The sequence below is a fragment of the Pseudarthrobacter sp. TE9888 genome (genome assembly GCF_056279345.1).
On the sequence record NZ_JBWBRD010000002.1, the window covers coordinates 1,394,939 to 1,418,214 of the forward strand.

The 23,276-nt window shown below is 63.4% G+C and carries 15 protein-coding genes; 5 read left to right on the top strand and 10 right to left on the bottom strand.

Annotated features, from left to right (window positions below; all coding sequences use genetic code 11):
- Positions 1 to 25: 25 nt before the first annotated feature.
- The 7 genes from ACZ9J7_RS07080 to ACZ9J7_RS07110 form a co-directional block, all read right to left on the bottom strand.
- Positions 26 to 1,708, bottom strand: a complete 1,683-nt coding sequence (locus ACZ9J7_RS07080; protein ID WP_476208174.1) for an ABC-F family ATP-binding cassette domain-containing protein — start codon at positions 1,706 to 1,708, stop codon at positions 26 to 28.
- Between the two features lie 24 nt (positions 1,709 to 1,732).
- On the bottom strand, positions 1,733 to 3,721 hold the full coding sequence (locus ACZ9J7_RS07085) for a penicillin-binding transpeptidase domain-containing protein (protein WP_476208176.1): 1,989 nt from the start codon (positions 3,719 to 3,721) through the stop codon (positions 1,733 to 1,735).
- Positions 3,722 to 3,787: 66 nt separating this feature from the next.
- Positions 3,788 to 5,230 (bottom strand): phytoene desaturase family protein, encoded by a 1,443-nt coding sequence (locus ACZ9J7_RS07090; protein WP_476208178.1) that lies wholly within the window; start codon positions 5,228 to 5,230, stop codon positions 3,788 to 3,790.
- Positions 5,223 to 6,686, bottom strand: coding sequence for a glycosyltransferase family 87 protein (locus ACZ9J7_RS07095; RefSeq protein WP_476208180.1), 1,464 nt, complete (start codon positions 6,684 to 6,686; stop codon positions 5,223 to 5,225). The genes ACZ9J7_RS07090 and ACZ9J7_RS07095 overlap by 8 nt, the downstream gene beginning before the upstream one ends.
- Before the next feature lie 515 nt (positions 6,687 to 7,201).
- Positions 7,202 to 7,333: a hypothetical protein gene (locus ACZ9J7_RS07100; protein ID WP_476208181.1), complete on the bottom strand. Its 132-nt coding sequence runs from the start codon at positions 7,331 to 7,333 to the stop codon at positions 7,202 to 7,204.
- 156 nt (positions 7,334 to 7,489) lie between these two features.
- Positions 7,490 to 8,074 carry a histidine phosphatase family protein gene (locus tag ACZ9J7_RS07105; RefSeq protein WP_141158817.1) on the bottom strand — a complete coding sequence of 195 codons (585 nt, stop codon included), beginning with the start codon at positions 8,072 to 8,074 and terminating at the stop codon, positions 7,490 to 7,492.
- Entirely contained in the window at positions 8,071 to 9,579 is a 1,509-nt protein-coding gene (locus tag ACZ9J7_RS07110) for a CCA tRNA nucleotidyltransferase (protein WP_476208183.1), read from the bottom strand. The genes ACZ9J7_RS07105 and ACZ9J7_RS07110 overlap by 4 nt, the downstream gene beginning before the upstream one ends.
- Before the next feature lie 208 nt (positions 9,580 to 9,787).
- Between ACZ9J7_RS07110 and ACZ9J7_RS07115 the strand changes: the two genes are divergently transcribed.
- From ACZ9J7_RS07115 to trxA, 5 genes are all read left to right on the top strand, one after another.
- On the top strand, positions 9,788 to 10,288 hold the full coding sequence (locus tag ACZ9J7_RS07115; protein ID WP_476211812.1) for an NUDIX hydrolase: 501 nt from the start codon (positions 9,788 to 9,790) through the stop codon (positions 10,286 to 10,288).
- 60 nt (positions 10,289 to 10,348) lie between these two features.
- A complete protein-coding gene (gene murJ, locus ACZ9J7_RS07120; protein WP_476208185.1) occupies positions 10,349 to 12,487 on the top strand; it encodes a murein biosynthesis integral membrane protein MurJ in 2,139 nt (712 codons plus the stop codon).
- A gap of 166 nt (positions 12,488 to 12,653) precedes the next feature.
- Entirely contained in the window at positions 12,654 to 14,303 is a 1,650-nt protein-coding gene (locus tag ACZ9J7_RS07125; RefSeq protein WP_476208187.1) for a discoidin domain-containing protein, read from the top strand.
- Between the two features lie 221 nt (positions 14,304 to 14,524).
- A complete protein-coding gene (gene trxB / locus ACZ9J7_RS07130; protein ID WP_476208189.1) occupies positions 14,525 to 15,481 on the top strand; it encodes a thioredoxin-disulfide reductase in 957 nt (318 codons plus the stop codon).
- A 36-nt stretch (positions 15,482 to 15,517) separates the two neighbouring features.
- Entirely contained in the window at positions 15,518 to 15,844 is a 327-nt protein-coding gene (trxA, locus tag ACZ9J7_RS07135; RefSeq protein ID WP_476208191.1) for a thioredoxin, read from the top strand.
- Between the two features lie 4,227 nt (positions 15,845 to 20,071).
- On the opposite strand, the gene ACZ9J7_RS07140 is transcribed toward trxA, so the two are convergent.
- The 3 genes from ACZ9J7_RS07140 to rsmG all read right to left on the bottom strand — a co-directional run bounded on the left by ACZ9J7_RS07140 (position 20,072) and on the right by rsmG (position 23,276).
- Positions 20,072 to 21,388, bottom strand: coding sequence for a ParB/RepB/Spo0J family partition protein (locus ACZ9J7_RS07140; protein WP_476208192.1), 1,317 nt, complete (start codon positions 21,386 to 21,388; stop codon positions 20,072 to 20,074).
- Positions 21,389 to 21,453: 65 nt separating this feature from the next.
- Positions 21,454 to 22,536 (bottom strand): ParA family protein, encoded by a 1,083-nt coding sequence (locus ACZ9J7_RS07145; RefSeq protein WP_476208194.1) that lies wholly within the window; start codon positions 22,534 to 22,536, stop codon positions 21,454 to 21,456.
- Positions 22,537 to 22,625: 89 nt separating this feature from the next.
- On the bottom strand, positions 22,626 to 23,276 hold the full coding sequence (gene rsmG / locus ACZ9J7_RS07150) for a 16S rRNA (guanine(527)-N(7))-methyltransferase RsmG (protein ID WP_476208195.1): 651 nt from the start codon (positions 23,274 to 23,276) through the stop codon (positions 22,626 to 22,628).

Consider the following 23,276-nt stretch of genomic DNA (forward strand, 5'->3'; position numbering starts at 1 on the left):
GGGTTGATCACCAACCCCGTAGACCTCAGCGGACGCGGTCCACCCGCTGTTCGTCCCACACGGGCTCCGCGGACTCGTAGACCTTTCCGTCCGAGCCAAAGACCAGGAACCGGTCGAACGTCCGGGCAAACCAGCGGTCGTGCGTGACGGCGAGGACGGTGCCTTCGAAATGGTCGATGGCCCGTTCCAGTGCTTCGGCCGAGTGCAGGTCCAGGTTGTCCGTGGGTTCGTCCAGCAGGAGCAGCGTGGCGCCGCTGAGCTGCAGGAGCAGGATCTGGAACCGGGCCTGTTGGCCGCCGGAGAGTGACTCATACTTCTGTTCCGACTGCGCAGCCAGTCCGTAGCCATCCAGTGCGCCGGCAGCGGCCTCGCGGCCCAGCCCGGAGCGGTGTTCGTCGCCGCGGTGCAGGATTTCCAGCAGGGTCTTGCCCAACAAGTCCGGACGCACGTGGGTCTGGGCAAAGAATCCGGGCCGGATCCTGGCGCCGAGTTTCACGGTGCCCTCGTGCGGAACTTCCTTGATCTCGACGTCGGACACGGGCAGGTGCTCGCGCTCGGGGTCCGTGCCGCCGGTGGCAAGCAGCCGCAGGAAGTGCGATTTGCCGGAGCCGTTGGAGCCCAGCACGCCCACGCGGTCACCAAACCACACCTCCGTGGAAAACGGCTTCATCAGGCCGGTAAGCTCCAGGTGTTCCGCCACGATGGCCCGTTTGGCGGTCCGGCCACCCTTGAGCCGCATCTGGACGTTCTGCTCGATGGGCAGGGCCTCGGGCGGCCCGGCCTCCAGGAACTTCGCCAGCCGGGTCTGCGCCGCGTGGTACCGGTTGGCCATGTCAGAGCGGAACGCAGCCTTGTTTTTGTACATGTTGACGAGTTCCTTGAGCTTGATGTGCTCCTCGTCCCAGCGCTTGCGGAGTTCCTCGAAGCGCGCGTTCCGGTCTGCGCGGGCCTCCACGTAGGACCCGAAGCCGCCACCGTGGATCCATGCCGCGGCGCCATTGATTCCGGGCTCCAGGGTGACAATGCGGCCGGCCGCGTTGTTCAGCAGTTCCCGGTCGTGGCTGATGAAGAACACCGTCTTCTTTGATTCGTTCAGCTTCTCCTCGAGCCAGCGCTTGCCCGGGACGTCCAGGTAGTTGTCCGGTTCGTCCAGGAGCAGGAGGTCGTCCGGGCCGGCAAAGAGAGCCTCCAGCACCAGGCGTTTCTGCTCGCCTCCGGAAAGGGTCGACGCCGGGCGGTGCTGCGCGCGGTCAAAGGGGAGACCCAGCGCGGCCATGCAGACCTCGTCCCAGACGGTTTCGACGTCGTAGCCCCCGGCGTCGCCCCAGTCCACGATCGCCTGGGCATACCTCATCTGGGTGGGCTCGTCGTCGTGCTCCATCATGGCCAGTTCAGCCTCGTCCACCTCGCGGGCAGCGGCCGCCAGCGCCGGGGGAGCGGCGGATACCAGCAGGTCCCGCACAGTGGAGCCGTCCCGGACCTGGCCCACGAACTGGCGCATGATGCCCATATTGCCGGAGCGGCCGATGACGCCTTCGTCCGGGACCAGGTCCCCCGCGATGATCCTGAACAGGGTGGTTTTGCCTGTCCCGTTGGGCCCGATCAGGGCGGTTTTGGTACCGTCCGGGACCTTGAAGGTCACACCGTTCAGCAGCTGGGTGCCGTCGGAGAGGAAGTAGTCGATGCCGGAAACGTCAATATGGGCCACGCCGTCAATCCTCCCATGCCGGACCTAGCCGGCGGCGGTGAGGAACTGCTTCAGGAGCGGACCGGAGGTGGTGGCGCCCAGGCCGCCGTCCTCGACGAAGACGGCCACGGACAGGTCGCCGTGGACGGCCACGATCCAGGCGTGGGTCTTGGGCGGGTTCTCGGTCCCGAACTCGGCCGTTCCGGTTTTGGCACCGACCGGTGCGCCGGGGACGCTGGACAGGAAGCCGGCGTGCCCGGACGTGACCACGGCCCGCATCATGTCGGCCAACGATGCCGCCTCCGCGGCGGTGATGGGAGTCTTCGACGCCGTGGAGGGCGCCTCGGCAGTGGCGGTCGCCGACGCTTCGGCTGCCGGCGCGGTGGAACCCGCGGTTGTCCCGGCGGCGGGAGCACCGGCGTCGGGGTTAAGGACCAGCTGCGCGGAGACCGGGGCGCCCTTGGCTACCGATCCGGCCATGATCGCTGCGGCCAAAGGGGAGAGCAGCACCTTGCCCTGGCCAATCATGGACGCCGCGTGTTCCGTGCCCTGGGCTTCACCGGGGACGGAACCCAGGAAGGCTTCTGCTCCGAGTTTGGGCGCCTCAACCGCCACCCCCATGGACGTGGCAGCCGCTTCAAGCTGGCCCTGTGAAACGGCGTCGCGTTGCGAGATGAAGGCGGTGTTGCAGGAGTGCGCAAAGGCGTCGCGCAGCGTGACGGCGCCGAGGGAGGTCTCAGGGTAGCCTTCGGAGTTCTTGAAGGTCCGTCCGTCCACGGTGAGGGTTGGCGTGCACTGGACGGTGGAATCCGGCGTCATCCCGTTGCGGAACATGGCCAGGGAATCCACCATCTTGAAGATGGAGCCAGGGGCGTACTGCCCCAGCATGGCGGTGTTGTAGCCGTTGCTGCCGGGTCCGGAGGCCGCAGCCAGCACCTCTCCCGTGGAGGGGCGCAGGGCCACAATTGCTGATGCCGGACCTACTTTTTCCAGGGTGGTTTCGGCCAGCGCCTGCAGCCGCGGGTCAAGGGTGGTCTTCAACGGGGTCCCGGGTTTGGGCTCCACCTGGAACAGGACCCGCCGGGGGTCCGTCCCGGCGGACTGGATCTGTTCGCGGGTCAGGTCCGCCCGCTGCGCGCGGACCACCACGGCGTCTGATCCACGGAGCTGCTGGTCATACTGTTGCTGGAGGCCGCCGATGCCCGTGACGTCGCCCGCTGTCAGGACACCGTTGGAAGCGTCAATCTGTTCCGCGGTGGCCTCGCCAACCGAGCCAAGCACGGCGCGGGCAAACGTCCTGCTCGGGGCCAGGGGGATCGATGCCGGGATGCCGCGGGCGCCGGGAATGGCCGCGATCTGCTCATCGGAGATGGTGCGTCCCTCTTCACGCAGCGTGATGGCGGAAACGAAGGCCTGCGCGCCCGCCGCCTTGACCTGCTGGACGTACGCGGCGGGGTCCACTCCCACCAGTGCCGCCAGCTTTCCGGCGGAATCAGCCGGGTCCGCGGTGCCCAGCTGGGGTTTGTCGATGCCTACGTTCACCACGGGGCGGTAGGTCACCAGCGGGACGTCACCGGCTCCCAGGATGTCGGCGCGCTGGGGGGATTGGGATCCCTTGGTCACGATCTCACTGTCAGCCAGGCCTGGGGCCAGGATGGCCGGATTCCAGACGGTCAGCCATTTGTCACCGGACTTTTTGAAATTCGCTGGAAGGGTGTACTTCCACTCCGCGTCGCCGAACTTCCAGGTGTAGTTCAAGGGCGCGGACGCCTTGTCTCCGTCCAGCGTCAAGGCGCCGGCCTGGACGTCGGGCTTTTGCGGGTCCAGGGCCGCGAAGACCTGGTGGAGCTGGTCGTTGGCCGCGGCGGCGTCCTTGCCTTCGAAAGCCACAGACCCTACGTCAAGCGCCGATACGGCACCGGCAAGTTGTTGTGCTGCTGCTTCCGCCCCGGATTTCCCGTCATCGCAGGCCACCAGTGTGGTGCCCAGAATGAGCGCAGCTACAGCAAGCGAAAGTTTTGTTGATTTCCCCATCGCGCCATTATCCCCCGGACCGGACGTGGGCCGCGCCACCCCGGCGGTGGCAGCCGTCCAGAGGAGCTAGGACAGTCCCAGTTCCGGGACCGGGAGCTTGAAGATGTCCTTGAGGGCGTGCTTTGCCGCGTGCATCCCCGGCATACCCGTGACGCCGGGACCGGGCGGCGTCGATGACGAACACAGGTAGACACCCAGCAGGGGTGTCCGCCACGGGACGGGAGATACCACCGGTTTCTGGACAAGTCCGCGGACATCCATCACGCCGGCACTGAAGTCGCCCCCGATGTAGTTGCGGTTGTAGTCGGCCAATTCCGCAGCGGTGATGGCGTGCGATTCCACCACAAGGTCGCGGAAGCCCGGCGCGAACCGTTCCAATTGGGACACCACCTGGCTGGTCATGTCCTTCGTCGAACCGGACGGCACATGGCAGTAGGTCCACAGGATGCGCCGGCCTTCCGGTGCGCGGCTGGAGTCGAAGCGGGACGGCTGGGCCACGAGCACATACGGCCGTTCGGGGTGGTGACCGGCACTGACCTCGTTCTCTGAGCGCGCGAGTTCAGCCCGCGTTCCGCCCACATGGACCGTCCCGGCATCGGAGAGCCCGGCTGCCTGCCACGGCACTGGCCCGGACAGGATGAAGTCCACCTTGCAGGAGCCGTTGCCGTAGCGGAAACGCTCCAGGGCCCGCCGGTAATGGGCAGGAAGGGAATTCCCCGCCATGTCCAGCAGCCCCTTGGGCGCCACGTCGAGCAGGGTGGCGCGGGAGGCAGGAAGCTGTTCGAGCCGGTCGATCGGTGTTTCGGTGTGGATGACGCCGCCGTGGGCCTTGATGTCCTCGGCAAGTGCTTCCGCAATTGATGCGGAGCCGCCGCGGGGGATAGGCCACCCGCCGGCGTGCCCCAGGGCGCCGAGCATGAGACCGGCGCCGGAGGCGGCGAGGGAGGGCAAATGCGAAATGGCGTGGGCGGCCACACCGCTGAGGAGTGCCGGCGCAAGGTCATCCCGGAACCTGGTGTTCCACAGCCCGGTCCCCTGCTCCATTGTCCGCAACCCATAGACGGCGGCCACCAGGGGGTTCCGGGGGATCCGGAGGAGCTGGTTCTGCGTGAAGTCCATGACATCGTCAATGTGCCGGACCAATGGTTCCATCAGCCGCCGGTACGCAGGGCCGTCCTGGCCTAGCTCCGCTGCCGTCCTGTCCAGCGACTTGTAGGCCAGCGCCGCGCGGCCGCCGTCCAGCGGTGACCCGAAAGAAATCTCCGGCGTAACCAGTTCCACCCGCCGGGGCAGCTCGAACGCGCGGAAAAAAGGGGACGCAACGGCCATGGGATGCACCGCGGAGCAGACGTCGTGAAAGTGTCCCGGCTGCATGAGCTCTGTGGTCCGGGTGCCGCCGCCGATTTTGGGGGCCGCCTCGAAGACCTCCACTGACAGCCCGGCCCGTGCCATGACCACTGCTGCCGAGAGTCCGTTGGGACCGGAACCTACTACCGCGACATCAGGCATGGGACCTTGCTTTCGAAGGAAGCAGCGGCGCAGCCGGCCCAAATGGGCTTAGCCGGAACCGGTCGGGCGCGTTGGCAAACGGACCGCCGTGGGGATCGTCGAGGTGGTGCCGGCGGATGGGATCGTACGCAGGATCGTATATATCCCAGACGACGCGGGCCATGAGGTAGGCCACCGCGGCCATGTGCGCGGCCACAGCCAGGACGTAGTAGGGCATGTCCAGGTTGTGCTGGGAGGAACCTGCGCTGGTCACCTGACCAAGGTACATCCAGATGGCAGCCCAATGCAGGGCTTCGACACCCTGCCACACGAGGAAGTCACGCCATCGCGGCCTGGCCAGTGCGAGCAACGGAATGAGCCACACCACGTACTGCGGGGAATAGACCTTGCTGGTCAGGATGAAGGCGGCCACGATCAGGAATACGAGTTGCGCCAGGCGCGGGCGGCGACGGGCCGTGAGGGCAACAGCGGCGATACCGAGGCATGCCACCACGAAGAGGCCGCCCGACAGGAGGCTGACGCCTTCGGCATCCAGCTTGGACCAGTGCAGCCTGTCTGCCACCAGGTTGTAGGCAAACCAGGGCGAACTGTAACCGGCGCCCCGGTCGGCGCTGTACTGGAAGAAATAGGTCCAGCCGGAAAAGTTCGCGAGGGCGAACGGGAGGTTGACCACCAGCCATGCGGCGGCGGCGCTCCCGGCGGTAACCAGCAGTGGGCGCCAGCGGGCAGTCCGCACCGCCAGCAGCAGGATGGCCCCGAGCACCAGGAGGGGATACAGCTTGGTGGCTGTGGCCAAGCCGATCAGCACCCCGGCGGGAACCAGCCGCTGCCGGGCAAAGAGGTACATTCCCAGCGCAAGCATGCAGGCAGCCCAGAGGTCCCAGTTGATGGTCCCGGCCAGCACGATGCCCGGCGCCAGTGCCACCATGGCGGCGTCCCAGGGACGGCGGCCGGGCATCCGGGCAGTCACCAGCACGGTAATCATGGCCGCGGCCGCCAGCAGGACGGCGTTGATGTCGTAGTAGGCCAGTGCCCGGGCGCTGGCGTCCCCTCCCGGGACCAGCCATGCCGTCAGGCCCGCGATCAATCCGATGAGCACCGGGTATTCGAACAAGCTGCCGCTGCCCACGATGGGAAAGACTCCCGCTGCCATGCCGCGGCTCCGGAACAGCTCCGGAAAGTCCGAATAGCAGGTGGCATAGAACTGCGTGGGCGTCTCCCACCCGTTGGCCCTGCAATAACCCTTCAGCAGGATCCCCAGCAGGGCTGCCAGCGCCGTGAGGGCAATGAGCACCCGCTCCACGGTAAAGATGCCGGGGGTGACGACTCCGGGATCCGTCCGGGTCCCCAGCGGGCCGCCTATTACCTCGGTGAACTTCCGCAGGAGGGTGTCGCTTCGGCTGGGCACCACGATGCGGGGCCGTCGACCATCCTCCGGCGGCTGGGTTTCGTGCATGGGATCGAGCTTACAGCCGGCCCCCGTCCCGCGGGACCGGGGCCGGCCGTCAGCGCAGGCCGCCAACCTGCTGGTGCATCAGCACGAATACGTCATTTCGATGCTGCTCAAGCAGGTCGCTGTTCAGAGAACTGTGGCGCTGCAGGGGACGGGACAGGAGTCTCATGATTCTTTGCATCAATGGAGCCACCTCCTTTCTTTGGCGTCAGCAAAAGGGCATGACAAATTAGCGCCTTTTTAGGCGCAAAATAGCATGGAAGTAATAAGGGGTCGGCATTCCATAAGGAAATGCCAATTAATTGCAGGACTCAGCGCAATTTGAATCTGACAATTACGGGAGTTGCTGCAGCGGAACTGGCCTGTGCCTGCCTCGTAAGGCTCGGGCAGGGACCGTCCGACGGCAAGGCAGGGGTGATGCCGTGGGCTACCAATGAGTCAGCAGGGATAGTTCCGTTACCCGGACATTTGTCCGGGCGGAATCCCGTGAGTGGTCCCGGCCGGAAGGCTGGTGCCGGTTAGCGGCGCCGCAGGCCCGGGAAGGCGGCTGTGCGCCAGGTATCCGGGGCAACCGAGGCAACGCGTACGGAATCAGCAAAGGCCGGGAACGCATTGATGAGGGCATTCCATTCGCCAGTCAAAGTCATCATTTTCCCAACCTCCTTTTCTGCTGTCCGCTGCGTGGTTTGCGATGCGGCCGATAGCCCCGCATAGTCACCGCGGGGTCAGGAATAAAAGTACCGCAGGTTTCCGCGAATTACCAGCAATTGCGGCAGAAAAGGCAATAAATCTTGGAATTGGGTGTTCTAGAGGCCCCAGCGGACAATTGCGGGTGTCTTCTTATCCCATCCCAGGGTGCAGACTTTGGCCGTCCCCAGGACAAAGTGCCGTCCCTCCGCAGGCGGCAATTCAAGCCACCGGGCGGTCAGGATCCGGGAGAAATGCCCGTGTGCCACGATCAGCACATTGTCCATTCCGGATTCGAGGATCCGGCCAATGATCTTGTCAGCCCTGGCAGCAACCTCGTCCAACGTCTCGCCGTTGGGTACCCCGTGGGTCCAGATCAGGTAGTCGGGGTTGTCCTTGCGGATCAGGTCGGAGCTGATGCCTTCATAGTCGCCATAGTTCCATTCCACCGCGAGTGGCTCATGCCGGGCATCAGGGAAGCCGGCCAGTTCGGCGGTCCGGCGCGCACGCCGCAGCGGGGAGGTGAGCACCAGGTCGAAGTCGACGCCGTCCAGCACCTTGCGGGCTTCCACGGCCTGCTGCTCACCTTCCACCGTCAGGGGGAGGTCGGTCAGGCCGGTGTACTGTCCACTTTTGGACCACTCAGTCTCACCGTGGCGGAGGATCCAGAGCTGGGGGCGCGGGGCAAGGGCGGGATTGGTCACTTGGACTCCTCAACGGGTGAAGGTTCGACGACGGCGGGAGAGGCTTCTGCCCCGGGGCCGGCAGGTGCTGATTCAGGCTGTTCGGCCCACCAGCGGAGCAGGCGCGCCTCCGCTTCCCCGGTGGGCAGCGGACCGTGCTCCATCCGTTCATTCAGGAGGAACTTGTAGGCCCGGCCCACCACGGGGCCCGGTTTAAGCGCCAGCAGCTCCATGATCCGGGCACCGTCGAGGTCCGGCCGCACCGCGTCCAGGGATTCCTGTTCGCGGAGGGCTGCGATCCGCGACTCAAGGTCGTCGTAGGCAAAGGCCAGGCGTTCGGCTTTCCGCTGGTTCCTGGTGGTGACGTCGGAGCGGGTAAGCCGGTGCAGCCGCTCCAGCAGCGGGCCGGCGTCCGTGACGTAGCGCCGGACTGCGGAGTCGCTCCAGCCGGCGTCACCGTAGCCGTAGAAGCGCATGTGGAGTTCCACCAGCCGTGCCACGGCCTTGGTGGTGTCATTGTCGAACCGCAACGCCTTCATGCGTTTACTGGTGAGCTTGGCACCTACCATGTCGTGGTGCCGGAAGCTCACCGCGCCGCCCGGTTCGAAGCGGCGCGTAGCCGGCTTCCCGACGTCGTGCATCAAGGCTGCGAAGCGCAGCACAAAGTCCGGACCGGGTACGGGTCCGTTCCCGTCCGTCTCAAGTTCGGCTGCCTGTTCCAGGACCTGCAGGGAGTGCTGGTAGACGTCCTTGTGCCGGTGGTGCTCGTCGGATTCCAAGCGGAGCGCGGACACCTCGGGCAGCACATGTTCGGCCAGTCCCGTGTCCACCAGGAGGTCAATCCCTGTCCGCGGCCGCGCCCCGCACATCAGCTTGACCAGTTCGTCCCGCACCCGCTCCGCGGAAATGATCTTGATCCGGTCGGCCATGCCCGTCATGGCTTCCCGGACGTCGTCGTGCACCGAAACCCCCAGCTGCGCGGCAAACCTGGCGGCGCGCATCATCCGCAGCGGGTCATCGGAGAAGGACGCTTCCGGCGCCCCGGGCGTGGCCAGGATGGAAGCGTGGAGGTCGCGGACCCCGCCGAAGGGGTCCACCAATTCCATGGACGGCAGTTTCAACGCCATGGCGTTGATGGTGAAGTCCCGGCGCAGCAGGTCATCCGTCAGGGAGGAACCGAAGGCCACTACGGGTTTGCGGGAGTCTGGATCGTAGGCCTCGGCCCGGTAGGTGGTGATCTCGATCTGGAAACCGGCCTTGCGCATGCCGATGGTCCCGAAAGCCCGGCCGATCTCCCAAAAGTTGTCCGCCCACTTCTTAATCAATGCCACGGTCTGGTCCGGGGTGGCATCAGTGGTGAAGTCCAGGTCAGGGGACGTCCGGCCGAGGAAGAGGTCACGCACCGGACCGCCCACCAGGGACAGTTCGTGGCCGGCGTCCACGAAGCGCTGCCCGAGCTCCAGGACCACCGGGGGTACCTTGAAGTCGACAGTGTGGGAATCAATCTTGTGATGTGCGTGCGCCATAGTTCCTTAAGCTTGGCAGAAACCAGCGCCTTGGCAGTCCAAAAAAGCGTCACGATCCGCGCTGATTGGCGTTCCGCTCCGGAAAGTACGTCATATCCCGTCCATGCTGGTGTCATGTTCCGGTCATCACGGGAGGGCAACAGTCGTTAGAGTGGACTCCATGGCCCATCCAGTACCGAGCGCTCCAGGCAGGAGGACAAACGCACCGTTGCCGTCGGCAATAGGTGCGCACGTTGCCCCTGCCCAGCAGTCGGCACCGGCATCGCTGCCAACGGTTGAGGAAGTGTCGGCCGGCGGCGTGGTGGTGGACACGTCCGACGCCGCATTGAGGGTTGCGATCATCGCCCGCCTTAACAGGGGTGGACGCCTCGAGTGGTGCCTGCCCAAGGGGCACCCGGAGGGCAAGGAAAACAACGAAGAGGCCGCGGTCCGGGAAATTGCCGAGGAAACCGGCATCGAGGGCACCATCCTGGCACCTCTGGGCAGCATCGATTACTGGTTCACCGTCAGCGGCCACCGGGTCCACAAGACCGTGCACCATTACCTCCTGCGTGCCACGGGCGGTGAGCTCACCATCGAAAACGATCCCGACCAGGAAGCCGTGGACGTGGCCTGGGTGCCCATCCAGGAGCTGGCCCGGAAGCTGTCCTTCCCCAACGAACGCCGCATCGCCGACCTCGCCCGCGAGGTCCTTCCCGGACACCTGTAAGCCCGGACGCCGCCGTCGTCATTGCGGTGTTAAGTGCCCGCGGGTGAGACGATGAAGTCGATGTCAGCTACCAACTTTCCTTCCGACCGGTCCGGCCGGCCCGATGACGCCGCGCCCGACGGCGTCCCCCCTGAGCCCGCGGCACCGGACCTTGCGGAGCCTGCCGCAGCAGGCGTCAGCGAGACCCGTTCCAGCGCCATCATGGCTGCCGGGACGCTCGTGTCGCGTTTCCTGGGCTTCGGCAAGACCTGGATGCTGGGTACCGCGCTGGGGCTCGGTTCAACGGTCAATGACACGTTCATCAATGCCAACAACCTGCCCAACCTGATCTTCCTCCTGGTGGCCGGCGGCGTGTTCAATGCCGTGCTGGTCCCGCAGATCATCAAGGCCAGCAAGGCTCCGGACAGGGGAGCGGACTACATCAGCCGGCTGCTGACGCTGGCTGTCCTGCTTCTCTTCGGCCTGACGGCATTGGTTACCCTGGCGGCGCCGGGGGTCATCGAGCTGACCACGCAGGGGTACTCGCCGCAGCAGAAGGCCCTCGCTGTCACCTTTGCGTTCTGGTGCCTGCCACAGATCTTCTTCTATGGGCTCTACGCCCTGCTCACCCAGGTCCTGAACGCCAACGGCGCGTTCGGCCCCGCCATGTGGGCACCGATCCTGAACAACGTGGTGGCCATCGCCGGCCTGGGGATGTTCATCTGGATCTTCGGCACCAACGACGTCAATACCCACACCCTGGACAACTGGGGGTCCACCCAGACGCTGTTGGTGGCCGGGTTCTCCACTATTGGCGTTCTGTCGCAGACGGCAATCCTCCTGGTACCCGTCTTCCGGCTGAAGCTGGGACTTCGACCCAGGTTCGGCTGGCGCGGCGTGGGACTTGGCCACGCCGCAAAGCTGAGCGTATGGACGCTGCTGACCGCCGCCGTCGGGCAGCTGGCCTTCCTGTATGTCATGCGCATCGCCACCATTCCCGGCGCCGAACGCATCCGGCTGCAGGAAGCGGGGGACCCTGCCGCGTCCACCCTGCCCGGCAACGCCGTCCTCGAGGTGGCAAGCCAGCTGTACCTGCTGCCGCACTCGATCATCGCGCTGTCCCTGGCCACCGTGCTGTTCAACCGCATGACCCGCGCCTCCCAGGAAGGCAACCGGGTCGAACTGCGGGACGCGCTCTCACACGGTCTGCGGACCATGGCCGTCGCCACCGTCTTTGGTGCGCTGGCGCTGTTTGCCCTGGCCGGCCCCCTGGGCATGTTCTTCTCGGGCGGCCTGCGCCAGGACGGAGTCATGCTGGCCCAGACGCTGACCATCCTGGCCCTCAGCACCCCGTTCATGAGCGCCAACTTCATGATGTCCCGCGTGTTCTACGCCAACGAGGACGCCCGCACCCCGTTCTACGTGCAGCTGCTCCTGGCAGTCGTCTACGTGGCGGGTGCATTCGCCATCCAGTTCCTGCCGGTGGGCCAGATCATCTATGCCATCGCCGTCCTCTACATGGTGGGCAACATCCTTTCGGTGGTTATCAGCGCAGTGTTCCTGCGCCGCATGCTGGGGCACCTGGACGGCGCCCGGATCGCCAACTCGTACATCCGGATGGGATACGCGGCCCTGGGCTCGGCAATCGCCGGTGCCGTCGCCCTGTGGCTCATGGGCAGCTACAACCCGGACGGTTTCGCATGGAGCGGCCGCCTCCAGGCACTCGTGACGCTCATCGTCGTGGGCCCGGTCATGCTGGCCGTCTACTTCCTGCTCCTCCGTGTATTCCGTGTGTCCGAGCTCAGCGACATGCTCCGGCCCCTGCTGGGAAGGTTTGGCCGGGGCAACCAGGCCGCTGCTCCGGAAGCCGGGGACGCGCCGTCGTCCTCTCCCTCCGATGGATTCCCTGCCCACGGGAACCAGCCCGAGCGGGCCACCACCTCCGTGGACACCGGGCTCATCCCACGGATTTCCGGCGAGTTCGACGCCGTATCGTTCCGCGCCGGCCCGGACCCCCAGCGCGCGGGCGGCCGCCAGGACACGTACGACGGCGGGGCGCGGCAGGCTGCCGACACCTCCTACCTGCCGGGTGAGGACCAGCCAAGCACCGCCCGCGGCGGCCTGCTCAGCGAGCAGATTCCGCTTCCGGGCCGCAGGACGTACCAGGGCAAGGCCGGCGAGAACCCATTTTTCAGTACCCGGCGTAAGCGCAAAAAGTAAGTTCGGCTGCCTGTGGCGGCCGTCTTCTCCGCAGCCGCCCGGGGCGGATCGGCTAGGATCGAACAGATACAGGGGTAGTTGCATTCAGGCCGGGCCGTGCGCGCGGGCACCTGGAAAGCGGTTGCGTCATTGAGGCCGGCAATCCCGGACAGTCTAGGAGGAACACGTGTCCAACCCGATCGATGTCGGATCAGTACTGGGCGGCCGCTACAAGGTCACCGCCACAGTGTTGGCCTCGCACGACCACGATCTGGTGCTGGACGGTGTGGACCAGGTCCTCAACCGGCCCGTCAGCATCCTGGTCGCCGGACCGGAGAACACGGAACAGGTTGCCCAGAGCGCCCGCGAAGTGGCCACCGGCGAACGTCCCGGAACGGTCCAGGTCCTGGATCTCGGCGTCACCGAGGACGCCACCTACCTCATCACCAACCACACCTCCGCTGCCGACCTCCTGGATCTTGTGGTGGCGCCCAATCCGCCATACGTTGAACCGTTCTTCACGGACACCCTGGGCAGCGAGATCTTCGGACAGGCGCGGTCTCACGAGCCTGAACCCTACGACGAAGAAGACCACGTCGAGGCGGGCTACATCAGCTACGCCGATTCACACCCCAACGAGGTTGATAACTACGGTTCAGCTCCTGAGCGGTCAGCACCTGAGCGGTCAGCTCCCGCCGTTCCGCCCAGGCCGCCGGTCCGTCCCGCCGCCCAGCCCGCCACTTCCCACGGCCGTACCGGAGCCGCTGCCGCAGGTGCGGCGGCTGCAGCTGCCGCCGCAGGTGCCGCCTCTAAGTCGGGTGCCTCGCGGATTGATCCGGATGCCACTGCCGCCCAGCCGGTAGCGCCCACTGCTGCAACCGAATTGGGGCGAGCTGTCTCTGCTGAGGCGGACACGGGCCCGAACGATACTGCTGCTCCGAGCAGCAGCCCTGCCGGGGAACAGTCACCGGCTGCTGACCAGAAGCCGAAGGTGTCCTTGTGGTCCAGTGACGACTACGCCCAGTCCGGAGACCACGATCCTTACGAGGACTCCGATGGCGCTCCGGAGGAACAGCGTCCGGTCAAGGGCAAGGGGGCTCTTTTTGCCCGTGCGGCAGCACCCGCTGCGGCAGGTGTCTCGTTTGCTGACCGGGACGACTACGACGATGACCGGGATGAATCCGACAACCAGCCCCGTTCGATGCGCTGGTTGGTTGGCGGCCTGTTGGCTGTTGTCCTGATCGCGGGCCTGATCTTCGCGGTCACCAATCTTGGAAGCCTCTTCTCATCAGAACCACAGGCCAAGCCAACAGCGGCCCCTGTTACCAGCAATGCTCCGCAGAACTCGGCACCGGCAACGCAGGCAACCCCGTCGGCTCCGCCGGCCGTCCCGCCCGTAATCGAGAGCGTCAGCCGGCAGGGTAATTTCGATTTCGCCGCCACATTCGATGGTGACCTGGTCAAGGCCTATGACGGAAATGCCGCCAGCTACTGGTCCGACATGGAATTCGCGACGGAGAACTGGGGCGGTTTGGCTCCCCAGGGCGTCCCGCTCGTGGTGAAGCTTAAGGGCACTGCTACCGTCTCCTCCATCACGCTGTCCCAGCTCGGAGGATCCGGAGGCAACATCACGGTCTACACCAACGACCGGCCGTCCATGGACGGGGCCAAGGCCGTGGGAACGAACAGCTTCACGTCCACCGACCTGAACATGCCCCTTCCGGAACCTGTCCAGGCACAGTACGTGATCATCTCCATCAATTCGCTCCCCAAGCTTGCAGCACCGAAGACCCGGTACGGTTACGGTCTGCGGCTCGCCGAGATCAAGGTCCAGTAGCACTCCAGCAACAGCGTCAAGCAGGCTGATGCTGCACTCCGGAACGCAGCACCAGGACTGTACGCTGGGTGCAGTGCGCCCTCTAACGGCTGGACTTCTTCTGCGCTGCAGGATGGCCCTCGTTGCCCGGGCGCTGGAATATTCAGCAAGCGGACACAGTTGTGCCATGTGGCCGGCCTCCAAGGGGAGGCGAGTCGAACAAGGAAGAGGTTCACGGTCCAGTGACCATCGAAGAGAAGTCGGCGTCGGACGTTCGCGACGTCATCATTGTGGGCTCAGGCCCCGCAGGCTACACGGCAGCCGTCTACACTGCCAGGGCAGACCTCAAGCCTTTGCTGCTGGCTGGATCGGTAACCGCCGGCGGCGAACTGATGAACACCACTGACGTGGAAAACTATCCGGGGTTCCCGGAGGGCATCATGGGGCCGGACCTGATGGAGAACTTCGAGAAGCAGGCGGCCCGGTTCGGGACGGAGATCCAGTTCGAGGACGTTACTGACCTCAAGCTCGACGGACCCATCAAAACGGTCACCATTGCAACGGGGGAGACCTTCAAGGCAAAGGCAGTCGTTCTCTCTACCGGCTCCGCCTACAGGGAACTGGGCTTGCCCAACGAAAAGCGGCTCTCAGGACACGGTGTCAGCTGGTGTGCAACCTGTGACGGTTTCTTCTTCAAGGATCAGGACATCGCCGTCATCGGCGGCGGCGATTCCGCCATGGAAGAGGCGTTGTTCCTTACCAAGTTCGCGAAATCGGTAACGGTTGTTCACCGCCGTGACGCGCTGAAGGCGTCCAAGATCATGGCCGACCGTGCACTCGCGCACGAGAAGATCAATTTCGTCTGGAACAGCACCGTTGATGACGTGCTCGGCACCGACAAGGTAACGGGCCTGCGGTTGAAGAACCTTTTGGACGGTTCTCTGTCCGAGCTCGCCGTTACCGGAGTCTTCGTCGCCATCGGTAACGATCCCCGGACGGATCTCGTCAAGGACGTCCTGGACCTGACTCCCGAAGGAACCATCGCTGTGCAGGGGAGGAGCTCCCGGACCAGCGTTCCGGGCGTATTCGCTGCCGGCGATGTTGTTGACCCCACATACCGGCAGGCAATTACCGCCTCAGGTTCGGGCTGTGTTGCCGCTATCGACGTCGAGCACTATCTGGCCGACCTGCCCGCTTAATTTGCGCCACCGTAGTTTGAAAAGAAAGAGAAGGTTATGAGCAACGCAAAAGATGTAACTGACGCAAGTTTCGGTACCGATGTCCTCTCTGCCGACAAGCCGGTGATCGTTGATTTCTGGGCTGAATGGTGTGGACCGTGCCGCAAGCTCGGCCCGATCCTGGACGAGATCGCAGGGGAGTACAGCGAAAAGGTTGATGTCGTTAAGGTCAACGTTGACGACAACCCCGCCATCGCCGCACAATACGGAATTACCTCGATTCCGGCTGTTTACCTCTTCCAGAACGGTGAAGTGAAGAGCACCGTTATCGGGGCCAAGCCCAAGCAGTTCTTCGAGAAGGAATTTTCCGACGTCCTCTCCTGATAGTTGAAGTCCCCGCGATAGCTTTGCAGGGAAAGATGCGAAAAAGTGGTCACCGCCGGTTGGTAGTGACCACTTTTTTGCCTTCCTGGCCATTTGAGGTCCAAGGTCCTCCCTGCAGGGACCAGATGAAGGCGACTAGGAACACGGGGCAACCCGCCGGGTCGCTCCTTCCGGACGAACACTTGGCGCTTCCACGCATGCAATGTTTCACGTGAAACGCTGCCAGCTCCACATGTATCTCGCGCCCGCCATCAGCAGCCCTTTCTCGCCAATCCGCGGCCGGTTCTGCCATTACACGCCCCAAGGTATGGAACTCGACAACTCCAGGGGCCCGTCGCAGGCCTGTTCATGCGGCGGCCGGCGGAAACCGCGGGTACCTTGTACTGTGCACTGGAACCGAGCGCGCGCCATTTCACCACAAGAAACGTGCTGTCCTGTCTGGCGGCGATGGCCGTCAAGAGTCGTCCCGCTTACATCTCGGTACAAACCAATGGAACTATAGGCCTGACCTATGGAATCGAGGACTGTGTTTCACGTGAAACACACGGACGGAGTAATAAGAACGTGGGGCAGCTCCGATTCCCATATCTGCCAAGGAAAACACATCAGGTGGGCAATTGCGCCTTGGCGGTACTGGCCCCTAGGTCCTGTTTGAGACCTTTTGGGGCGCTCCACGTGAAGTGAGGAGAAGGATCGGATGTCGACGGACACAGCAGATACGGCCGCTGCGATTCTTCTTCGCGCTCTATTGCACTCCGGTGAGGCCTACATTGTAGGTACCGGTGCACTCTATCGCGGGCAGGCGGATGCGGCCAGTACTTCGCGACACAGGACATCATGAGGGCAAACCCGACTATGGGCTAATCCGTCTCTGCCACCCTGGGCAGCGTCTCATCTGAGAGGCAGTCCGCCAGCTCGCCCCCCTTCGAGCTCGCGTTGAAATATGGCCGCCAGGCACCAGCGGCACGAGCCAGGTAGCGTCCGAGCGGCCCTCATACCGGCATTCAGGCTGCCAGGTTTCGGGCCTCACACGTTGCTGCCGGCTACGTACCCGTTGAGTCCAGGCCCTGCACAACCTCGTCTACCGACGCAAAGGCATGCCGCCGAAGCCTACGCTAAGCATTGATCATTGCTTTGGGATACCGGGCCATGAGCAGTGAAGGTCGCAGTGAACTCAGCGCAGGAGCTGGCCGTCGAAGTCAGCAGGGCAATTGGGCCTGAAGAGTGTCGGCTTCAGGACGCGGTCCAACGTTGTCGTTTGGGAGACCCCGTCCGCCCCGACGTCCGGACTTACCGCAGTCGTTTCACGTGAAACATAGCATCCATGCCGGAAGGTGTTTCACGTGAAACTAAAGCGGGCTAGCCCGCCCCTGCAAGTCTTACCGCGCGCAAGCGAAATATGGGACCCGTGGAGCGGACCTACGAGTGCTCCTACGGCACGCTATTGAGATCCGGGAGTCGGGACTCCAACAGCAGTCTTAGCAATGCACATAATACAAAGTTCGACAGAGAGGACCGAAAGGTACAGACACGGCGACGATTCAGGTCACTGGATCCCTGCCGGCGACGAATCGATCGTCGGATCTCTTTACAGCCTGCCCATCCCTCTCAGTGCTAGTTGTCGTAGCACTGCCCTTTCCACGTACCAGGGGCGGGGTTGGTCCGTGGTCAGTAGCACGGCATTCCTGTAGTTCCTCTACAGCTAGGCCGCGGTATCCCATACGCGAAGAGAAACCCCGCAGGCGACGGTGACTCAGACGAACAAAGTCGAGGCTCAGGACCGTGCATGCCTCCCCTCCTCGGAAGAAGTTATCCACAGCGTTATCCACATCCGCGTTGCACCTAATCAACAGGGTTATCCACAGGGTCCAGCGAGGTTGGGCCCGCTGGGAAGCGTACTGAATCGACTCACCCTGAGTGTCACCTTGGTGTCATGCCTGTTCAGCGCCATCCAGGGCTGATCTACACCCTGATACTTGCCGCTGGTTGCCTCAAAGAGAGGCAGCAAATTAACCAACAACGGGTAATATCCCAGCTTGTTTCCACACTTTTCGGCGTCCTGGGCAGTTTCACGTGAAACATCGTCGTCGCGTCACTGCTCGCAGACGAACCCTACGGGTCCGGGCACGAAATGTTTGCTACCAGTAGGGAAGGGAGGCGCGGCTCTACCCGTCCCGCTGGGGGTCTTCATCCACAAAGTTATCCACAGTGATATCCACCGGACGACGTGCCCCCGGACACCTGTGCGGAACGAACACTGACCCGGGTACAGCTACTCCTCAATCTACCGAAGAGCACGGGCCGGTGTGGAAGTCTGAGCTGCGATGTGGCAGGGGCATTCAATAACCTGGCTAGCATCGGCGCGTACACGATCCGACTATTAGAGGGCCGTCAGGTCCTTCCCGGGCTCCTTTAGGATGCTGCCAACTCTGCCTCGACTGTGGCGGGGGAGCGCTGTGCACAGCACCAGTCTCTGCAATGCGTGACCAACTGGAAGCCCGTACGAGCAGTCAATTGCTCAGTCAGGCCCAACCCTCCTCACCGTGTCCCTTCAGTCAATACCCGGATCATGCTGCGTCAAGGATCTCATTAGAGCGCTTCTGCTGCGCTCAGTCAGTTGGTGTCTCTGGCATATTTTGAAAGTCTTTTCGAAGGCTCCTAAGGCCACCGCAACCGATGTGTCTACCCGCGATGGGGATCAGTTCATGTGCGCGAACCATTTCACTGTCGTTGACTTCCTCCAGGCCGTCCACGGTAATCATGTCTTAGCGCCCACTCCGGATCAAGGTACTTCTACCGCGGGCCAAAAGATGCAGAATCTCACGCCTAGTCCGTCCAGCTACCCACTGCTCAGTCATAAGCGGCATGTTTCACGTGAAACATGCTGATCGGGGGTCGTGGCGGCCCGGTAAAGCGACCAGGAGGACATGTCGCCGCAGGTCCTGCGGCGATCCCATGCTTACCCAACGGGACGAACGCGGCTCCTGCGCAGCGCTGGACCTGTCGAAAAGGGAAGTGGTCGTACAGGCTGTTCGTGCGATTGGTTACGCCCCATGAGGCTTGGTCCGCCCTAGCCGCCGATTCACTCGGCCGTTTCACGTGAAACTGGCGCGAGACACAGCGACGTCCAAAGCTGCGGATGCGTTTCACGTGAGACATCTAGCGGACACACACTCATGGTCATGAGTAAAATCAAAGCCCGAATTCCAAGAACACGCCACTAAGATGAGCATAGTCCGGGGGCTGCGGACACCAAAGGTCCAATCCACGGGGCGCTCGTCACTGAATTCGTGTGACGGAGGCTGATGAGAAGGAAAGAGCTGCCGAGAATGATCCAATGGGGGATTGTTGTCGAATACCTAGCGACGGCATAATCACGCGAGGAGTAGGAGGTCTCTAGCGCCTGAATTGGCGGCCTTCTTTCCCCACCTATAACCTTCAGGCCAAAGAGCCCAGGGCGGTGCATCTAAGAATCAACAACGCCTAGTCTCCGATCCAGCATTCCGCTCCTGGCACGCCCCTACGCTTTGTGATGGCAGTCGGATGGGATTCTTTCCTGCGGCCGCCCCGATCAGCCGCACCGCGTGCCACAATGGCGGTTGAACGTGAGCCGCTTTGAACGTAAGTCGCGCGACCCTTTCACAAGGTCTTACCGGATAAGGAGGGACAAATGCGGGCTCTAGGTGCAAAACAGCCAAAGTGCCGCAATGAGGCAACACTTTCTTGGATTCCTTGAGTCGCGATTGGGCCGATTCCCCGCATCCCTCAGTAATTGCACTGCCACCGTTGGACGTTGTACAACACCTACAAAATGAAGGCCTAGGCAAATGGGGTCTCCGAGTCGGCTCCTGCGGAGCTCCAGGAGACGGTTTCACGTGAAACACAACACCTTCGCGCCCGGATCGCCACCCCAACAACCTTACATTTCGGTGGTTGTGCGGAAATCTTTGGTCGAGAATCTCGATTCGGAAATAGCCGCACCAAAGGGAATATTCCGACACTCGGTTGTCGACGAAGTGGGCCCGATATACGAAAGAAGTTCCGTCCATCGAGTGCCACTACAGGCTGCCAGACACAATGGGCTGCTATTTGAATCATTAGCCTGGTCCCTCTCCCATGTTCGGTCTGGATGCAGCCGGGCGGGTCCTAGCGTGGAAAGTGGACCGTGTAAGGCACCGTAACAACACGAAAGGGCCCGATCTGCGAGGATCGGACCCTTTTGTTTAATCAGCTATTTGAACCAGGAGCTAAAACATCCATAATGCGGTTCAGGTCCTCAACGCTGGCAAACTCGATGCTGACCTTGCCCTTCCGGACGCCCAGGGAGATCTTGACGTTGGTGTCCAGACGGTCCGAGAGTGAGGAGGCGAGATAGTCGAGGCGCTCATGCCTGGCGCCGGGGCGGGGGATGTTGTTCTTGGCCGGCTTAGCAGGATCCTGGTACAGCGTGACTGCTTCTTCCGTTGCCCGGACAGACATGCCCTCGGCAACGATCTTTTGGGCCAGGCGCTCCATTGCAGCTGCGTCAGGCAGGGAAAGCAGGGCCCTGGCATGGCCCGCTGACAGCACGCCCGCAGCCACGCGTCGCTGTACCAGCGGTGGGAGCTTCAGGAGCCGCAGGGTGTTGGAGACCTGCGGCCGGGAACGGCCGATCCGGTCAGCGAGCTGCTCGTGGGTGGTACCAAAATCCTCCAGGAGCTGCTGGTACGCCGCCGCCTCTTCCAGGGGGTTCAGCTGGCTTCGGTGGAGGTTTTCCAGAAGCGCGTCACGCAGGAGGTCGTCATCTGTTGTGTCCCGGATGATCGCTGGGATGGTATCCAGCCCTGCGGCCTGCACAGCGCGCCAGCGGCGTTCACCCATGACCAATTCGTAGGGCTCGCTACCATCTTCGGTTGATGTCCGAACAACGATAGGCTGAAGAACGCCAATCTCGCGTACTGAGTGTACAAGCTCGGCCATGTCGTCTTCATCGAAGACGCTGCGGGGCTGTTTCCGGTTGGGGTGGATATCAGCGACGGAGATTTCCGCGAAGCGGGCGCCCGGAACCTCAACGAGTTCAACCCCGGAGTCAACGGCTGCGTCCGCGGCACTGGAGGTAGCGGCAGCGGCAGTTACAGCAACAGCTTCCTTTTCTTCCAGAGCGGGCTCGGCAGCTGTTCCAGCCGGAGGGACGGCAGGCTCCGCATCCGGCTTGGCCCCGGAACGGGGAGCCTTCTTGGCGGGAGCCTTTTTCGTGGCCGGCGCATCGGTGCTGGAAGCAGCGTTGGCTGCCTCAGCACCACCCTTATCTTCGAGGGACTTAGCAGCCGCTGGTTTAGCCGCCGATCGCCTGGCAGGGCTGTTCGCTGCCGTATCCTTGTCCGCGTTGGCTTCAGCCCGTGCTGCGGGCTGGTCCAGGGGTTCGGTCTTCTTTCGACCTTCGGGGAAGAACAGATCCACCGGCCGGGATACCGCCCCACCGTTACCGGAAGACCCATTGGCTGCGGCGGAACTAGGAATCAGCGCGCCAAGACCGCGGCCTAGGCCCCGTCGCTTCTCGCTCATGGGTAAATCCCTCCAGTGGTAGAGCCGGGACGAGCCTGGCTCCGTGCGTTGCGGTATTGAAGATTCTAGCGTTCGGCGATTTCTGCGGCGGCTTCGAGATAGGACAGCGCACCACTTGAGGAAGGGTCGTAGGTCATGACCGTCTGCTGGTAGCTGGGGGCCTCGGAAATTCGCACGGAGCGGGGAACGACGGCTGAAAGGACTTGATCGGGGAAGTGCTGGCGCACCTCCGCAGCTACCTGTGCGGCCAGGTTGGTGCGGCCGTCATACATGGTGAGCAGGATGGTCGATACAACAAGATCGGCATTGAGGTGCTTCTGGATCATCTCAATGTTCTTGAGGAGCTGACTGAGTCCTTCCAGGGCGTAGTACTCGCACTGGATGGGAATCAGGACCTCATTGGCTGCGCAGAAGGCATTGACCGTCAGCAGGCCCAGGCTCGGAGGGCAGTCAATGAAAACGTAGTCAAGGCGTTCTTCGCCGTTCTTCTCGCGTACCTTGGCATACACATCGATGGCCCGGCGCAGGCGCTGTTCACGGGCTACAAGGGATACGAGTTCAATCTCGGCGCCGGCAAGGTGGATCGTGGCGGGTGCGCAGATGAGCTTTCCAATGTCCGGGCAGGGAGCCACCACATCAGCCAGCGGAACGTCGTTGATCAGGACGTCGTAGATGCTGTCCACGTCCGCATGGTGTTCGATGCCCAACGCGGTCGAAGCATTGCCCTGCGGATCGATGTCAATCACCAGGACGTTCAGTCCGGCCGCGGCAAGGGCAGCGGCGATGTTCACTGTCGTGGTGGTCTTGCCCACGCCGCCCTTCTGGTTGGACACGGTAAAGATGCGCGTCTTTTCCGGGCGGGGAAGCTTCCGCCCCACCAAACGCTCACGACGTTTGGTTTCATGGGCAAGTTCACGCGCGATGGGACTCGAGTCATCGATGGCATCAATAACGTTGGAGCGACCGGCAGGGGTTGTTTCACGTGAAACCGCATTGCCGGACGAGGGCGAGACAACCGACTTCGGATGATTACCGCCGCGGCCGGGTGCCATAGCGGTGCCCGCCAGCCCTGACCCAGCGACAGAACGTGCCGACCCCAAGGACACAAACGGTGGGATCCGTTGTGCGGAGGCTTCACTACTGGTCACTGGGGCACACTCACTCTCGTTCAGCCAATTTTGCTGCCGTTGTCTAGCCTAACTGCTCCGGCCTGCTGACAGCCGTCAGCGGGCCCGCATTAGGACTTCTTTTGGGACTTGTTCACCACGATGCGCACAACCGTCGTCGGCTCCTCCAGGAGGTTGTCACCGACGGTCAGCACCGACGTCTCCACACCACCCAGCTTGCGGATGGTCTTGGCCGCCTTCTCGATTTCCTCGCCCGCGCTGCGGCCCTTGATGGCCACCACTTCGCCGTGCCCACCCAGCAGCGGGATGGTAAGGCCGGCCAGGTTGGTCAACGCAGATACGGCGCGGGCGGTCACGACGTCCGCTTCCACATGCCCGACAGCCAGTTCGGCGCGGGTGCGCATCACCGTGACATTGTCCAGGCCGAGGTCATCGACGACTTCCTGAAGCCAAATCACCCTGCGCTCCAGTGGTTCGATAAGGGTGAGCTCAAGGTCGGGGCGCGCAATCGCAAGGCAAAGGCCCGGCAGGCCGGCACCGCTCCCGACGTCGGCTACATGGCTTCCGTGCGCAATCTCGCTTTCGATGACTGCGCAGTTGAGCACATGGCGGCTCCACAGCCTGGGCACCTCGCGGGGGCCGATAAGGCCCCGCTCGGTACCAGACGTGGCGAGGTGCTCCACGTAGCGCTTTGCCAGCTCCAGGCGGTCACCAAAGATCTTCTCAGCAGCGCGCTGCTCTGCTGCCGTGATGTCAACCAT

Coding starts and splice junctions, on each gene's coding strand:
- trxA (WP_476208191.1), top strand. CDS start 15,518: ATGAGCAACGCAAAAGATGTAACTGACGCAAGTTTCGGTACCGATGTC.
- ACZ9J7_RS07095 (WP_476208180.1), bottom strand. CDS start 6,686: ATGCACGAAACCCAGCCGCCGGAGGATGGTCGACGGCCCCGCATCGTG.
- murJ (WP_476208185.1), top strand. CDS start 10,349: ATGTCAGCTACCAACTTTCCTTCCGACCGGTCCGGCCGGCCCGATGAC.
- ACZ9J7_RS07100 (WP_476208181.1), bottom strand. CDS start 7,333: ATGATGACTTTGACTGGCGAATGGAATGCCCTCATCAATGCGTTCCCG.
- rsmG (WP_476208195.1), bottom strand. CDS start 23,276: ATGGTTGACATCACGGCAGCAGAGCAGCGCGCTGCTGAGAAGATCTTT.
- ACZ9J7_RS07090 (WP_476208178.1), bottom strand. CDS start 5,230: ATGCCTGATGTCGCGGTAGTAGGTTCCGGTCCCAACGGACTCTCGGCA.
- ACZ9J7_RS07110 (WP_476208183.1), bottom strand. CDS start 9,579: ATGGCGCACGCACATCACAAGATTGATTCCCACACTGTCGACTTCAAG.
- ACZ9J7_RS07085 (WP_476208176.1), bottom strand. CDS start 3,721: ATGGGGAAATCAACAAAACTTTCGCTTGCTGTAGCTGCGCTCATTCTG.
- ACZ9J7_RS07140 (WP_476208192.1), bottom strand. CDS start 21,388: ATGAGCGAGAAGCGACGGGGCCTAGGCCGCGGTCTTGGCGCGCTGATT.